The organism is Microcoleus sp. A003_D6, assembly GCF_036702825.1.
Classification (GTDB): domain Bacteria; phylum Cyanobacteriota; class Cyanobacteriia; order Cyanobacteriales; family Microcoleaceae; genus Microcoleus.
This window is the reverse complement of record NZ_JAUBWA010000068.1, coordinates 1-16,211: the sequence shown is the minus strand read 5'-3', so window position 1 is coordinate 16,211 and position 16,211 is coordinate 1. Positions and strand designations below refer to the sequence as shown.

General features: G+C 49.5%; 9 protein-coding genes. 7 read left to right on the top strand and 2 right to left on the bottom strand.

Annotated elements, in window-relative coordinates:
• Positions 1 to 308 precede the first annotated feature (308 nt).
• From QUB70_RS19025 to QUB70_RS19010, 4 genes are all read left to right on the top strand, one after another.
• Positions 309 to 5,495 (top strand): aminotransferase class III-fold pyridoxal phosphate-dependent enzyme, encoded by a 5,187-nt coding sequence (locus tag QUB70_RS19025; RefSeq protein WP_332982725.1) that lies wholly within the window; start codon positions 309 to 311, stop codon positions 5,493 to 5,495.
• Between the two features lie 350 nt (positions 5,496 to 5,845).
• A complete protein-coding gene (locus QUB70_RS19020; protein ID WP_332982724.1) occupies positions 5,846 to 6,721 on the top strand; it encodes a cupin-like domain-containing protein in 876 nt (291 codons plus the stop codon).
• A gap of 275 nt (positions 6,722 to 6,996) precedes the next feature.
• Entirely contained in the window at positions 6,997 to 11,061 is a 4,065-nt protein-coding gene (locus tag QUB70_RS19015) for a non-ribosomal peptide synthetase (RefSeq protein ID WP_332982723.1), read from the top strand.
• Positions 11,062 to 11,425: 364 nt separating this feature from the next.
• The gene (locus QUB70_RS19010) at positions 11,426 to 12,052 is read left to right on the top strand and encodes a hypothetical protein (RefSeq protein ID WP_332982722.1); all 627 of its coding nucleotides are present in this window, start codon (positions 11,426 to 11,428) and stop codon (positions 12,050 to 12,052) included.
• On the opposite strand, the gene cobS is transcribed toward QUB70_RS19010, so the two are convergent.
• Positions 12,049 to 12,846 (bottom strand): adenosylcobinamide-GDP ribazoletransferase, encoded by a 798-nt coding sequence (gene cobS / locus QUB70_RS19005; RefSeq protein ID WP_332982721.1) that lies wholly within the window; start codon positions 12,844 to 12,846, stop codon positions 12,049 to 12,051. The genes QUB70_RS19010 and cobS overlap by 4 nt on opposite strands.
• A 259-nt stretch (positions 12,847 to 13,105) precedes the next feature.
• Here cobS and QUB70_RS19000 point away from each other — a divergent pair, with 259 nt between their 5' ends.
• The 3 genes from QUB70_RS19000 (at position 13,106) to QUB70_RS18990 (ending at position 15,240) form a co-directional block, all read left to right on the top strand.
• On the top strand, positions 13,106 to 13,555 hold the full coding sequence (locus QUB70_RS19000; protein WP_332982720.1) for a hypothetical protein: 450 nt from the start codon (positions 13,106 to 13,108) through the stop codon (positions 13,553 to 13,555).
• 356 nt (positions 13,556 to 13,911) lie between these two features.
• Positions 13,912 to 15,042, top strand: coding sequence for a tRNA guanosine(34) transglycosylase Tgt (gene tgt, locus QUB70_RS18995; RefSeq protein WP_332982719.1), 1,131 nt, complete (start codon positions 13,912 to 13,914; stop codon positions 15,040 to 15,042).
• A 60-nt stretch (positions 15,043 to 15,102) separates the two neighbouring features.
• Positions 15,103 to 15,240: a photosystem II reaction center protein K gene (locus tag QUB70_RS18990; protein WP_006634808.1), complete on the top strand. Its 138-nt coding sequence runs from the start codon at positions 15,103 to 15,105 to the stop codon at positions 15,238 to 15,240.
• Between the two features lie 289 nt (positions 15,241 to 15,529).
• Here QUB70_RS18990 and QUB70_RS18985 read toward each other — a convergent pair whose 3' ends face one another.
• Positions 15,530 to 16,087, bottom strand: coding sequence for a glutathione S-transferase family protein (locus QUB70_RS18985; RefSeq protein WP_332982717.1), 558 nt, complete (start codon positions 16,085 to 16,087; stop codon positions 15,530 to 15,532).
• Positions 16,088 to 16,211: the final 124 nt, after the last annotated feature.

Below are 16,211 nucleotides of genomic sequence, written 5' to 3'. Positions count from 1 at the left end.
ATCAGTCATCAGTCAGAAGGGAGGAGGAAGAAAACCTTATACAGCGATATGTTAGTTCATCCGACACCTTGCACCAATGTCAATAATCCTGTAGGGGCGGGTTCGCCAAGAGCCTTAAAGGTTACAGACAGGTTAAATAAACCCGCCCCCACCCCGCCAACAATCCCCAATTGACACCAATGTCAGAAACCGGGTTTCTGGCAAAGACTGTGCACAAAAGCGGATATTGTTCGCCAGAAACCCGGTTTCTCGCTCGCTGTTTCTGGCAATCCGAATTTTATGTTAATTACATGGGTTGTGTTTAACTTATGACTGATACAAGTAATTCCCAGGAAAATCAAGAACTTGACGGTATTGCGATTATCGGGATGGCGGGCCGCTTTCCCGGCGCTGCCAGTGTCGGTGAATTGTGGCAGAATTTGTGCGGCGGAGTCGAGTCTACAACGTTGTTCGGCGACGCAGAACTAGATCCCAGCATCGACCCCAATCTCAGACAAAATCCCAATTACGTCAAAGCTAGAGGAATTATTGACGGTGCCGATCGCTTTGACGCAGCATTTTTCGGCGTCAATCCCCGCGAAGCCGAAATTACCGACCCGCAGCAGCGCGTTTTTTTAGAAATAGCTTGGGCCGCCCTAGAAAATGCAGGCTGCGATCCGAATACCTTCAGCGGCTCGATCGGAGTTTACGCCGGCACGGGCAACAATACTTATTTTCCCAACAACATCGCCGGGCGATCGGATGTAATTTCCCGCGCGGGCGAGTTTCAGGTGATGGTAGGCAACGAAAAAGACTACATTGCTACCCGCACCTCTTACAAGCTGAATCTCAAGGGGCCGAGCGTCAGCGTACATACCGCTTGCTCTACATCATTAGTTGCAGTTTGTCAAGCTTTTTATGCTTTGATGAGCTACCAGTGCGATCTAGCCCTCGCCGGCGGGATATCAATTACAGTTCCCCAAAATAGCGGTTATTTGTATCAAGAAGGGGGGATGTTTTCCAGCGACGGACACTGCAAACCTTTCGACGCCAAGGCTGAAGGAACTGTTTTCGGCAACGCTGCCGGGGCTGTGGTACTCAAGCGTTTGGCAGAAGCGATCGCCGACAGAGATACAATCTATGCGGTAATTCGCGGCGTCGGCTTGAATAACGACGGGGCAGCCAAAGTCAGCTTTGCCGCACCCAGCGTAGACGGGCAAGCAGACGCGATCGCGATGGCTCACGCGATGGCAGACGTAGATCCCGAAACCATATCCTACGTCGAAACCCACGGCACGGCAACTCCCCTCGGCGATCCGATCGAAATAGAAGCGCTGACTCAGGCTTTTTCCTTAAAAACCGCAGCCAAACAATTTTGCGCGATCGGCTCCGTCAAAAGCAACTTCGGCCACACGATCGCCGCAGCGGGAGTCACAGGACTGATCAAAACAGCTTTAGCCCTCAAACACCAACAAATACCCGCCACTCTCCACTACCAAACACCGAATCCGGCGATCGACTTTGCCAACAGCCCTTTCTACGTCAACGCCGAACTCTCGGAATGGAAAGCCGGCCAAACGCCCAGAAGAGCCGGAGTCAGTTCGTTTGGCGTCGGCGGCACCAACGCTCACGTTGTCCTCGAAGAAGCACCCGCGCTGGAACCGTCAAGTCCTTCTCGCCCGCGGCAGTTGCTGCTGCTGTCGGCAAAAACTGCATCTGCTTTGGACGCGGCTACCGCAAACTTGCGATCGCACCTCGCCGAAAACCCGGAGATCGATCTCGCCGATGCTGCTTACACCCTGCAAACCGGGCGGCAAGCCTTCAATTACCGCCGCTTCGCCGTTTGCAGCGATCGCACCGATGCCGTGCAGGTACTCGAATCCCTGCCACCGCTGCGTACAGCAACCCGCTGCACCGAAGCCAGAAATCCCGCAGTTATCTTCATGTTTCCGGGACAAGGGTCGCAATACGTCAATATGGGCTTGAATTTGTACGAATCCGAGCCTTTATTCCGCTCCACAGTCGATCGCTGCGCCGAAATTTTGCAGCCGCACCTCGGCCGAGATTTGCGGAAAGTCCTGTATCCCGGCAGCGATGAAGCCACAGCCGCCGAATCGCTGCGCCAAACTTTCTTGACTCAGCCTGCGATATTTACCGTAGAATACGCGCTTTCCAAGCTGTGGCAGAGTTGGGGCGTCATTCCCCAAGGTGCGATCGGGCACAGCATCGGCGAATTTGTAGCCGCAACGATCGCAGGCGTGTTTTCCCTGGAAGATGCGCTGATGCTGGTGGCAGCGAGAGGGCGGTTGATGCAAGATTTGCCGGGGGGTTCGATGCTGTCGGTGCGGTTGCCTGCTGCCGAAGTAGAAGGGCGCTTGAGCGCGGATTTGGCAGTGGCGGCGGTGAATGCGCCGGATTTGTGCGTGGTTTCCGGGCCGACGGAGGCGATCGCACTTTTTGAACAGCAATTAACCAGCGAAAAGATTGTCTGCAAACACTTGCACACTTCCCACGCTTTCCATTCGCCGATGGTAGATTCGATCGTCGAACCTTTCGCCGAATATGTCAAAAAAGTGCAGTTGTCAGCGCCAACTATTCCCTTTGTTTCGACTGTAACTGCTAGTTGGATAACAGCGGAACAAGCAACCGATCCGATGTATTGGGCGCGGCATTTGCGGGCGACAGTGCGTTTTGCCGACGGGATCAAAGAGCTTTGGCAAGATCCGAACCGGATACTTTTGGAAGTCGGGCCGAGAACAACTGCTGCTACTTTAGCTCGCAAACAAGCCAAAGATTTGAAAAAACAAGTTGCCATTTCTTCCCTCAGCGACAGCCATGAAAATCAAACTGAATGGGCGGCTTTGTTGAGTGCAGTCGGACAGCTTTGGCTCTGCGGAGTATCGATCGACTGGCAGAGTTTTTATCAGGAGGAAACGCGCGATCGCCTTCCCTTGCCGACTTATCCATTCGAGAGCAAGCGTTTCTGGATCGAACCCATGCGGAAAGAGGGGGAGATGGGGAGAGGGGGAGAGGGGGAGAGTGGGAGAGTGGGAGAGGGGGAGAGTGGGAGAGGGGGAGACGGGGAGAATTTCCCTCTTCCAATGCCCGATGCCCAATTCCCGATGCCCGATGCCCGATGCCCGATGCCCGATGCCCAATTTCCAATTTCCAATTTCCAATTACCAACTATTAACTCCCAATTACCAATGCCAAATTCACAGGTTGAAACCCAAACCGCAGCGCGCAAATACAGACTAATCCCTGTAATTAAAAACATCCTAGAAGAAACTTCTGGCGAGGATTTAGGCAGTGTTGATGAGGACTTAACTTTCCTAGAAATGGGTTTAGATTCTCTATCTTTAACTCAAGTAGCGCTGAATTTGCAAAAAGAATTTAGCATCAAAATTACCTTTCGCCAGCTATTAGAAACTGTGCCCACTCTCGGCACTTTATCTGAATTTATCGATGGTGCTCTGCCGCCGGAGGTTTTGCCTGCAACTCCTGCCGTCCAACAAGCCGCACCCGTACCAGCACCCGCACCGGCGATCGCACCGACAGCAGCACCTCCTGCGCCCATTGCCACTCCCGTTGCAGTCAGCGCCCCTGTAAATCTGCCGTTACCCAGCCCTGGGCCTCAAATTTTGAATCCCGTACAGTCTGGCAATCTCGAATACCTGATCGGGCAGCAGTTGCAAATTATGTCGCGACAGCTAGAACTGTTGGGCGGCGCTGGTTCTGTTCCCGCACAGCCGGCACCGACAACTAACGGTCAAGTTATGCCGCAGCCGCCGGCACCCGTTCAAAATATCCCTCCATCCCAGACTAACGGCAGCGCGATCGCACCAACAGCAGCACCGACAGCAGCACCAACAGCAGCACCAACAACAGCACCCACAGCAGCACCAACCGCAGAACCAAAAAAGGTGTTCGGTGCCGCCGCCCGCATCGACACATCCGATCGCGACGGATTAACTCCGCAGCAAGCAGCATATTTAGAAGCATTTGTCAAGCGGTATACGGCGCGAACTCAGAAATCCAAACAGTACACTCAGACTCACCGCCACCACCTCGCCGATCCGCGCGTAGTTTCGGGGTTTAACCGGACGATGAAAGAGTTGGTTTATCCGATCGTGGTGGGGCGATCGTCCGGTTCTAAACTTTGGGATGAAGACGGTAACGAGTACGTGGATTTAACCAACGGTTTCGGGTCGAACTTTTTCGGATATTCGCCTGCATTTATTACAGAAGCGATCTCCGCCCAAATGCAGCGCGGGTATGAAATCGGCCCGCAAACACCGCTAGCCGGAGAAGTTGCCGAACTCGTGTGCGAGATGACCAAACACGATCGCGCCGCCTTCTGCAACACGGGTTCTGAGGCTGTTTTGGGCGCAATGCGGCTGGCGCGCACCGTCACCGGCAACAGCACGATCGCCATGTTTACCGGAGACTATCACGGGATTTTCGACGAAGTGATCGTGCGCGGCACTAAGAAATTGCGATCGCTCCCCGCAGCACCGGGAATTCCCCAATCCGCCGTTGACAATACCTTGATCCTCGACTACGGCGAACCCGAATCCCTAGAAATCCTCAAAGCAAGGGCGGGCGAGTTGGCCGCCATCATGGTAGAACCGGTACAAAGCCGCCGTCCCGACTGGCAACCGCGAGAATTCCTCCACGAAGTGCGCCGGATTTGCGATCGAGCCGGTTGCGCCTTCATTGTGGACGAAGTGATTACCGGATTCCGAGTTGCACCGGGCGGCGCTCAAGAATATTTCGGCGTACAAGCGGATATCGGCACTTACGGCAAAGTTGTCGGCGGCGGGCTGTCGATCGGGGTAATCGCGGGTAAATCAGCCTGGATGGACGCTTTAGACGGCGGTTTTTGGCAGTTCGGCGACGACTCGTTCCCGGAAGTAGGCGTTACCTATTTTGCCGGGACTTTTGTGCGCCATCCGCTGACTTTAGCAGCCGCCAAAGCATCTCTCGAATATTTGAAACGGGGCGGGCCTTCATTGCAGCGCGATCTCAATGCCAAAACCGACAAATTAGTTGCAGAATTGAACGCCATGTTCGATCGAGAGCAAGCACCTTTCAGTGTTAAAAACTTTGGTTCCCTGTTCAAAATCACCTACCCGCAAGATTTTACTCATGGAGAACTGCTGTTTTACTCGCTGCGCGAAAAAGGAATTCACATTTGGGATCACCGCCCGTGTTTTCTGACGCTAGCGCATTCCGACGCAGATATTGCTTTTGTCAAGGAAGCATTTAAAAACAGCATTGCCGAATTGCAGTCAGCCGGATTTTTGGCCAATCCGTCTGGTGAGACTGTTAAGGTTCTTGATTTCCACAAGAATGGCAATACAAATGGATCGAAATCGTCAATTGCTTTCGCAAACAATTCTCCAGTACCAGGTGCAAAATTAGGGCGAGATCCTAATGGCAATCCAGCTTGGTACATCGCAGATCCAGAGCGCCCGGGAAAACATTTACAAGTAGGAGATAGTTTATCACATTGACGGTTAGGGTTGGTAATTATACCAATTTTAAAAAAGAATGCAACAGTATTCTTGTTCCCCCCCTTAGCAAGGGGGGGCTAGGGGGGGTCGAAGATTGTTGCACTATTTTATAAAAATGGTATTCAATCCTGTAGGGGCGGGTTTTACAAACCATCTATACCTAAGACCAACAATCTCGAAAACCCGCCCCCACCCAATGGTAAATCTCAATCTACCTGTAGGGGTTCACCGATCGTAATTGCCACAAATCCATAATCTCAAAAACCCGCCCCCACCCAACGGCGAATCGCAATCTACCAACTTTTCAAATCGGCAATAAATTTCAACTAACAAACGCAGGAAAAACAAAAATGCTCCAAACAGCAAAAACTCTGCAAGTAGACCGCCGCACAGGTCTGACCCACCAAGAATTTGTCAGCGAGTACCGCAATCCAGGCAAGCCAGTTATTTTCACGGATTTATCAAAAGATTGGCCTGCCAAAACGAAATTTACGCCGGAGTATTTTCAAGAAAAATTTGGCGATCGCGAAATAGAAATAGGTGGCAAGATTTACACCCTCACAAAATTGTTCGACTTGCTGAAAAATTCCACAAAAGAGAATCCGGCGCCCTATCCTTTTAAACTAAATGTCCGCAAAGATTTTGCAGATTTAGCGCCGGATATCTCTCCCAGACCGAGTATTGCCCAACCCGATCGCACCCACAGCAGCTTAATCCCGAAAATGCTGCTAGATAATTTATACGACTTAGAAATATTCTTCGGCGGCCCGGGGGGAGAATTTCCTTATTTGCACTACGATTTTCTCGGGCTTTATGCGTATATCAATCAAATTTACGGGGAAAAAGAATTTACAATTTTTCCCCCGGAGCAGCAAAAGTATCTTTACCCAAAACCAGGTTCTCCTTGGCTATCTGAGATTGAAAACCATCACAATCCAGACTTAAAAAAATATCCGCTTTTGGCTGAAGCTACGCCAACAACTATTACAATCTCAGCCGGTGAAACGCTGTTCATTCCCTGCGGCTGGTATCACACGGCAAGGTCGTTGACTTTAACCATTTCCGTAGCATTTGACCAACTTTGCGAATCAAATTGGGAATTTTTTACGAACGAATGCTGTATCCCTAGAGGTCAAAATTCGCTCAAAGCCAAGATGATTAATGCTTATCTGACCGGTGCAGGTGCTTTGCTGAGTGCTCGCGAAAGATTGATGGGAACCGAGTAATATTAAACTAGGTTTGTTACCCCATCGATCGGCGGTTGAAACCGCTTCTTGTCCAACGAAATCCCAGCAGAAAGAAACTAAGAAATAAGGGGGGTATTTAAGCCTGATTTAATATTCAATCCTGTAGGGGCGGGTTTTACAAACCATCTATGCCTAAGACTAATAATCTCATAAACCCGCCCCCACCCAACGGTAAATCCCAATCTACCTCTTTCAAGCAAATCTCCCATACAAAGACAATTTAATTTATTTAGTTGCACTACCGTTAATAACCAATGAAAACAACCGCAGATTTACAACCAAAACTGACTGCTGTAGACTTCGATCCTTTCGCCGGCGGAGAACTTTTTGCTTGCGTACCCGCGACAGAAGCGCAGAAAGAAATCTGGATTGCCGTGCAAATGGGAGACGAGGCAAATTGCGCTTACAACGAGTCGATGTGTCTGCGGTTGCAAGGAAACCTCGACATTGAATCTCTCCGCTTTTCGATTCACGAATTGGTGCAGCGGCACGAGGCGCTGCGGACAACTTTTAGCCCGGACGGATCGACTCTCTGCATTGCGTCGTCGATCGAGATTGATATTCCTTTGATAGATTTGTCAATTTTGGACGATCGCGATCGCGAATCGAAATTAGCTTATTTGCGCCGTCAAGAAGTCGATCGACCTTTCAACCTAGTCCGCGGGCCGCTGTTTCGCAGTCAAATTATTAAGCTGCAAGAACAGGAACACATCGTTATTATCACAGGCCATCACATCATTTGCGATGGCTGGTCTTGGGGCATATTATTGCCTGATTTGGGTGCAATTTATTCCGCCCGACATCAAGGGTTAGCTGCCAATCTTTCACAGCCAGAAAGTTTTATAGAATATGCAATTTCGCAAGAAGAAAACTCAACAACAGCCGAAATTATTGAGGCTGAAAAGTATTGGTTGGAGCAGTTTTCCGGCACAATTCCGGTGCTGGATTTGCCGACAGACAGATCGCGGCCTCCTTTGAGAACTTACAAGGGTTCGCGTGAAGATTGGGAACTCAATCCGGATTTGGTTGCTAACCTCAAACGCCAGGGCAAGAAAGCAGGGTGCAGTTTTTTTACAATTCTCTTTGCTGGATTTGAAGCTTTTATGTACCGCTTGTGCGGACAAGAGGATTTGGTTGTCGGAATGCCAGCGGCGGGACAGCTTGTTGGGGGCAAAGACAAGCTTGCCGGACACTGCGTAAGTTTGTTGCCGTTGCGTACCCAAATTAACGGAGAACAATCTTTTATCGATTATTTGCGATCGCGCCGCACGGGAGTTTTAGATGCGATCGACCGCCAGCAGATTACCTTCGGTACTCTGGTCAAAAAACTAGCAATGCCACGGGATTTCAGCCGCATTCCGCTAGTGCCTGTAACTTTTAATCTGGATGTGCAACTTACGGAAGAGCAGCTTAATTTTGAAAGTTTTAAGGCTGAAGTCTTCTCGAATCCGAGAACTTATGAAAATTTTGAATGGGCGGTGAATGCCAGCGAAACAAAAAACAAACTCGTGCTGGAGTGCCAGTACAATACTAACTTATTTGATGCTGCGACAATCCGCCGCCGCATGGCTGAATTTGAGGTGCTGTTAGAGGGAATAGTTGCTAATCCAAAGCAAAAGATTTCAGAATTGCCCCTGCTGACAGAAACAGAGCGACACCAGATCCAGGTCGAGTGGAATAACACCGCAAAAAACTATCCGCAGGATGATAAGTGCATCCATCAGTTGTTTGAGGCGCAAGTTGAGCGATCGCCTGATGCTATTGCAGTAGTGTTTGAAGAAGAGCAACTCACTTATCGAGAATTGAACGCAAGAGCCAACCAGTTGGCACACTACCTGCAAAGCTTGGGCGTTGGGCCAGAAGTGCTAGTAGGGATTTGTGTAGAGCGCTCAACAGAAATGGTAATCGGTTTGTTGGGTATTCTCAAAGCCGGTGGTGCTTACGTTCCAATAGACCCAGCTTATCCACAAGAGCGGTTGGCCTTCATGCTGGAGGATTCTCGTGTATCAGTGTTACTCACCCAAGCACCACTAATTGAAAAACTACCCCAACAATCCTCGCGTATTGTCTACCTAGATTTTGAATCAGAAGAAATAGCTCCCCAGAGCGAATCAAATTCCCACAGCTCAGTTACATCAGCCAACCTAGCTTATGCGATCTACACCTCTGGTTCTACTGGTAAACCCAAGGGTGCTATGAACACTCATCAAGGGATCTGCAACCGTTTGTTGTGGATGCAAGATGCCTATCAATTAACATCAGACGATAGCGTTTTGCAAAAAACCCCTTTCAGCTTTGACGTATCGGTTTGGGAATTTTTCTGGCCTTTATTGGTAGGTGCGCGTCTGGTTATGGCAAGCCCGGAAGGACATAAAGACCCTGCTTATTTGGTGAAAGCGATCGTGCAATATCAAATTACTACGCTGCACTTTGTTCCTTCCATGCTGCAACTATTTCTAGAAACGCCAGGACTAAAGGCTTGCACTTGTCTGCATCAAGTAATGTGCAGCGGAGAAGCCTTGGCATTTGACCTGGTAGAACGCTTTTTTACTCGCTTGCCAGAAGTTAAATTACACAATCTTTACGGCCCAACGGAAGCAGCAGTTGATGTAACCTTTTGGGAATGCAAACCGGACTATCAGGACTCAATTGTTCCTATTGGTCGTCCCATTGCCAATACACAACTCTATATTCTCGATTCCGATCTCCAACCCGTTCCGATCGGCGTTTCCGGAGAACTCCACATTGGCGGCATCTGCTTGGCGCGGGGATATCTCAATCGCCCTGATTTGACCGATCAGAAATTTATTCCCAATCCCTTCAGCAATTCTCCAGGCGATCGTCTCTACAAAACAGGGGATTTGGCCCGCTACCTGAGTGACGGCAACATCCACTACCTCGGTCGCATCGATAACCAGGTAAAAATACGCGGATTCCGTATCGAACTAGGGGAAATTGAAGCCGTACTGAGCCAGCATCCCGATGTAAGAGAGACTGCGGTCATCGCCACAGAGAACGTTGCTCTTGGCAAACAATTGGTAGCTTATGTTGTCTGCCACCAGCAACCCGCGCCCGCAATCAGTGACCTGCGCCGCTTCCTGAAAGAAAAACTGCCCGAATATATGGTGCCGGGTGCTTTTGTCGTGCTGGAGGCACTGCCGCTGACATCCAACGGTAAACTAGACCGCCGCGCTTTGGCAAATCAAAAGTGGCAATTTGCTAGCGACGCTGGGCCCAATGAAACAATTGCTGTTGCCCCCCGCGACAAGTTAGAATCCCAAGTGACAAAAATTTGGGAAAAAGTTTTAGCCATCAATTCCATTGGCATCAGGGACAATTTCTTCGAGGTGGGAGGACATTCCCTGCTAGCGGTGCGCTTGTTAGCTGAAATTGAAAAAGTCTTCGACAAAAAGCTGCCGCTGTCTGCTATTTTCCAATCGCCAACAGTCGAGCAATTGGCTAACATTCTCCGCGAACCGGAATGGTCGTCACCGTCTGAGTCAATGGTGGTGATTCAACCGGGAACGGGGAGTTACAAACCGCCTCTATTTTGCATCCACGCGCTCGGCAGGGGATTGGAATTTTACCGTCCTTTGCTGAATTATTTGGAGCGATCGCAGCCTATTTTGGGAATGTCCACTCAGATTATGGATGAAAAACTGGCTCCCCCCAATCGAGTTGAGGATTTGGCAGCTTATTACATAAAAGAAATGCGAACTTTTCAGCCGCACGGCCCTTATTTTCTGTTAGGAGTATCTTTTGGGGGGACGGTAGCTTTTGAGATGGCTCGGCAACTTGACGATCTAGGTGAGAAGGTAGCTTTGCTGGGATTGTTGGACACTTACGGGCCGGCTACTTTCAAAAATTTGTCTGAGCTCGATCGGAGTCAACGCGCGATGAAAGTTTTACGGCTCACGCCTGCTTTATTAATGAATAAAGTGAAGAGCAATCTGATGGGAAAAATGCAGGAGTTCACTTATATTCGATGGAGAATTTTGTGCAAGTTGTACCGGGCGATCGGGCGTCCCTTGCCAATTTATTTGGAAAACTTCACTCATGGGGAATTAAATAATGAGGCATTGAGACATTATGTAGCGGGAGTTTATGCGGGTCGGGCTTCTGTTTTCAAGGCAGTTGAGAGTGCGGCCGCGTTTGGTGTAGATCGCGAATTGGGTTGGGGCGAGGTAGTGAAGGGAGGAATAGAGGTTTACGACATTCCCAGCGACCATTTGGGGATGTTAAAAGAGCCTCACGTTGGGGTACTGGGGGGAAAATTGCAGGCTGCGGTCGATCGGGCTCGGGAAATGAATTGTCAATAATTTTAGTTTGGTTATTTCACCTAAAAATAGGTCGATCGCCCCCGTACCTCCGAAGAGAATTAGGGGGTAAGCTGTTCTACATCTAAATTGTATTTTTTGTGCGGGCGAGACGCCCACCCCACAAGAACTTTATCAAATTTTGACTGTGCAGTTTAAATGCACAACAGCTTATGAATAAATAAGCTGTTGTGCATTTAAATTGTATATTTCGAGTCCCGATCGAACAATTGTCAAATCCTCTCCCCCGATCCCCATCGGACCCTCTCCCTCTCTAATACCATAGGCAATCTAGATGCAACACAGCTTAATCCCATATAGTGATTAACAGCCAAACAAAACTTAATAATGGTGAACTAAAAAAAATATGCCATACAGTCAATTTACTACGATCGCCAAAGCGAAACAAGCTTTCGGCCTCACAGTCCAAGAGGGATCTCGTTTTATACCGCCGCTAAGCCCGATCGCACCCTCAGACATTCTCAGCGGCACCCTCAAAGATAGCCTCCCCATCGTCGCCACATCGGGAAGTGAAAAAGCGCGATCCGAAGGAATCATCTATCCCGTACTGCTGGAAGTGAGGCGGATTCTCGATCGCCAAATTAGCCTTTTCTCCGGCGAAGACTTCACCATCGACGAAGCTGTCGGATTGAATGGAGTGTTTGATTTTCTGCTGACGCGATCGTCCGAAGTGCTAGAAATTGAAGCCCCCGCCGTTGTAATTGTCGAAGCTAAAAAGACCGACCTCAAAAGCGGATTGGGTCAGTGTATTGCCCAAATGGTTGCCGCTGTGCGCTTCGATCGAGCCAAAGAAAAAAACATCCCCATCATTTATGGGAGCGTGAGTAATGGCATTCAATGGCAATTTATCAAACTCGAAAACCAAACTGTGACGATCGACTTATCCGTCTATCCTCTGCCCCCAGTCGAGCAAATCCTCAGCTTTTTCGTTTGGATGATGCAGAATGGTGCCGTTAACTCAGAAACAACTTAACCTTCCAATGCCGCCAAAAGACACAGCAATAAAGCCTCCGTCCACTCGACTACAGCACCGTAAGTATCGCCCGTGTGGCCGCCCAAACGGTGGTTAAACCAGGCTCCGGCAAAAATTCCGATCGCACTTCCCCCCAAAGCCATCCCCACCGCCAACAGCCACCGATCGCCCTCCAAGACAACTTGCACTACGCTCAAACTCAGCAGCAACAGCACTCCGGGGATAAAATCAAAAGGAGAATAAATCGATTCTTTGTGAAAAGCTCCCTTCCCCTCTGCCCGGAGATAGGGATAGCGGGCGATCGCCACCAGTTGGGCCCACCTCCCCCAACCCGCCACACCCATCAAAGCCAGCCACCGATAGTTATTCAAGTCCGAGAGAGCGGCAGTTTTCAGCAGTACGATCGCGATCGCAGCCATCGCCCCAAAAGCCCCTGTAACGCTGTCTCGCATGACTTCCAGCCTGCGCGCGGGGTCTGGTACGGCCAGCCCGTCCGCCGCGTCCATTGCCCCGTCTAGGTGCAGCCCGCCAGTGATGGCGATGCCCAAAACTACCACCAAGGCCGATCGAGTCAGAGCAGGCATTCCCAACAACTGCAACCCAACATCCGCCAGTCCCAGCATCCCCCCAATCAAAAGCCCGATCGCCGGTGCCAAGCGAGCAATGCCCCGAAACTCCAAAGTCCAAGACACCGGCACCGGCAAACAAGTATAAAAAGCGACTGCGGCTGCGATGGCAGCGCCTTGATTCCGGAAAAAGTCGATCGTAGAGCGAACCAATTTATCATGCACCATAAGATAGAAAATTTTTCATCTGGTATGCAGTTGTCAATCCATTAGCCTGTGCCAGAATTGGAACTGTAACACCCTAGTCCTTTGGATCGGGCATTCCTCCTGTCGGAGCTCTTTTCCCCGGAAAACCTCTGCCGGCAGCGATCCCGAAGCTCCCTATCTAAAATGACTAAACTCAAGACCCGCGTTTCCCTTCTCAAGAATTCTAGCTAACTCCCTGATTTCCTAGACGGGAACATACTACAACAGAGGCTTTTACTCCATGAGTCACGATCAATTGAATAACAGGGTAGTTGCTCCTTGCATCATCGATACAGGCATTGTCGTCAACAAAAGCGATATCAAAAGATTGCTGTTTGATTTAGGACGTGTCCGCTACCTTCACATACAAGATGGCAAGATTTACAGCGAAGGGGAAGGTTATGTACTCGAAGTCTTCGCCAACCCCCACCGTTCTACCCTGATTGCCAACCATGCGCTTTATTTGAACGTGTATAGTTTTGATTACCTGGAACTGAAACAATCCCCCGAAGATGGTGCTTATTTTGACCTGATTCAAGATGGACGGCTGTTGCGGTTAATTCCCCTCTCCAATCCTTTGCAAGAGCAAGTCGCCCGGAATTTAAATGCGGCGGCTTTGGATGCGGTTGTCGATCAGGTACTCTCAGGCAACTGGGATCTGCAATTGGATGAGGATGATTCCCCGTTTTAATCGTCAGTCAGTCGATTTTAGATTTTAGATTTTAGATTTTAGATTTACTCGCAGCTTTGAATCTGGGAGGTAGAACTAAGGTCTAAAATTTTTTGCCCTCCAACGACGATTGTCGGAAACTTGTCTCCGTTTTTGGGCGGGGTCACGGTTTTTTTTGTCGCGATCTCAACAACAATAGATTAGATAACACTCACATCTTGCACCATTCTCAAGAACAGGCAAGATGCCTGTTCCACAAAGAGTGAATTTTCTTGTGGAACAGGCATCTTGCCTGTTCCTAAACAAGTAATTGAGAATGGTGCAACATCTCAAATAACACGGACTGCCGAGTAGCGGTTAACGATCGTCGGGGACTAATGACTGAAGACAACACGGGATTTTCTTTTAAATGTCAGGCTAATTGCAGCCATAGCCAAGCACGTGCAGGGGTTTTTGCAACTCCCCACGGTGTTGTGGAAACACCTAAATTTATGCCGGTGGGGACGCTGGCTAATGTCAAAACTTTGACGCCGGCACATCTTGAGGCGGCGGGTTCTCAAATGGTTTTGGCAAATACTTATCACTTGCACTTGCAGCCGGGGGAAGCGATTGTCGCAGGCGCGGGCGGATTGCACAAATTTATGGCTTGGCCGGGCCCGATGCTGACGGATTCGGGCGGCTTTCAGGTGTTTAGCTTGAGCCAAATGCGGACTATTTCTGAGAATGGGGTAACTTTTCGTTCTCCCCGCGACGGCCGCATGATTAATTTAACGCCGGAACGATCGATCGAAATTCAGAATGAGTTGGGCGCTGATGTGATTATGGCCTTTGACGAGTGTCCCCCTTATCCGGCGACGCGGGAGGAGGTGGAAGCTGCGACAGACAGAACTTACCGCTGGCTAAAACGCTGCATTCAAGCTCACTCGCGCCCGGATCAAGCTTTGTTCGGCATCGTGCAGGGGGGTGTTTTCCCCGATTTGCGATCGCGCGCGGCGAACCAGTTGGTAGATTTGGATTTACCAGGCTACGCCATCGGCGGGGTTAGTGTGGGGGAATCGGGGGATTTGATTGCAGAGATTGTGAAGGTGACTGCGCCTTTGTTGCCGGCAAATAAACCGCGTTATTTGATGGGAATTGGGACTTATCGGGAAATGGCGCTGGCGGTGGCGAGTGGGGTAGATATGTTTGACTGCGTGATTCCAACTCGGCTGGCCCGCCACGGGACGGCTTTTGTTGGTGGGGAACGCTGGAATTTGAAAAATGCTCGGTTTCGGGAGGATTTTGCTCCGCTGGATGAGTCTTGTCCTTGTTATACCTGCCAAAAATTCAGTCGGGCTTATTTGGCACATTTGGCGCGGGCTAACGAAGTGCTGGGGTATACTTTGCTGGCGCTTCACAATGTGACGGAGTTGATTCGCTTTACAGGGAGGATGCGGGAGGCGATTTTGGCCGATCGATTTACACAAGAGTTTGCCCGCTGGCTTGCACCGAGTGTCGATCGATCGTGATTGCCTTGGGTGAAGATATGCGACAATTATGAAAATTCTGTTGGATAGGTAGGTTGATTCATGGAAGCTGCATTACTCTTAGCAAAACTGCCCGAAGCTTATTCGATTTTTGAGCCTTTGGTTAATGTTTTGCCGGTCATTCCCGTATTTTTCTTGCTGCTGGCTTTTGTTTGGCAGGCGGCTGTAGGATTCAGATAAGTTTGATTTCCTCAAAAGCAGGGGCAATTTTTGAATTGCCCCTGCTTTTAGATGTTAAGTTTTATGACTTTGCCCTCTGACTTTGCCCTCTGACTTTGCCCTCTGACTCCTGACTCACCCTCAATAATTCGGCGTTGCTTAATCAGGGTATGAAAAAAATCAGTTGAAAATCCCCAAGCTTTGTCGATACTGGTTTCTATGACTGGCCTATTTAGCCTTTCATACCGTAAATCAGCAACGCCAATAATTCATCCGTGTATCCGTGTCAAAATCCGTGTAGTGCCATCCTTCAGCTACCGCCGATCGCACTTTTGAATGCCGGTCTTTCGGAAATCCGCTTCATGTAATCTAAAACAGCCGGATAAGGGCTGAGGTCAAGTTTTAGCGTCATCGGAATGTAGGTCAATATTGACCCGACTGCTGCGTCGGCAACACCGAATTCATCGCCCATTAAAAACGGCTGTTTCTCGAAGATGTCATTTAAGGGTTTTAACAATCGCGGGATTTCACGTTCCCGAGTTGCTTCGTCGACAAATATTCCCGGCCCCAGGGTGGCGTTAGCAAAGATGACCCACTGCACGATTTGAGCTTGCTGCTCCAAAGTGTCTGGCATTTTACCATATTTTTGAGCTAAATACAGCAGAATTGCGCCGGATTCCCAAAGTTTAAAATCTCCGTCCACAATTGCAGGTACTTTGCCGATCGGGTTAATTTCAAGAAACTCTGGCTGCAAGTGTTCCCCTGCTTGCAGATCCAGTATGACAAATTCGTAAGGAATCGCTATTTCTTCGAGATACCACTGGACAATTGAGGCCCTGCTGCGGGCTCCGCCGTAAAGTTTCAGCACGGAATTTTTATCCTTATAATGCAATATTGCTGTTATAGCATTTTTGGGTCAGTTGTCAGTTGTCAGTTGTCAGTTGTCAGTTGTCAGTTGTCAGTTGTCAGTTGTCAGTTGTCAGTTGTCAGTT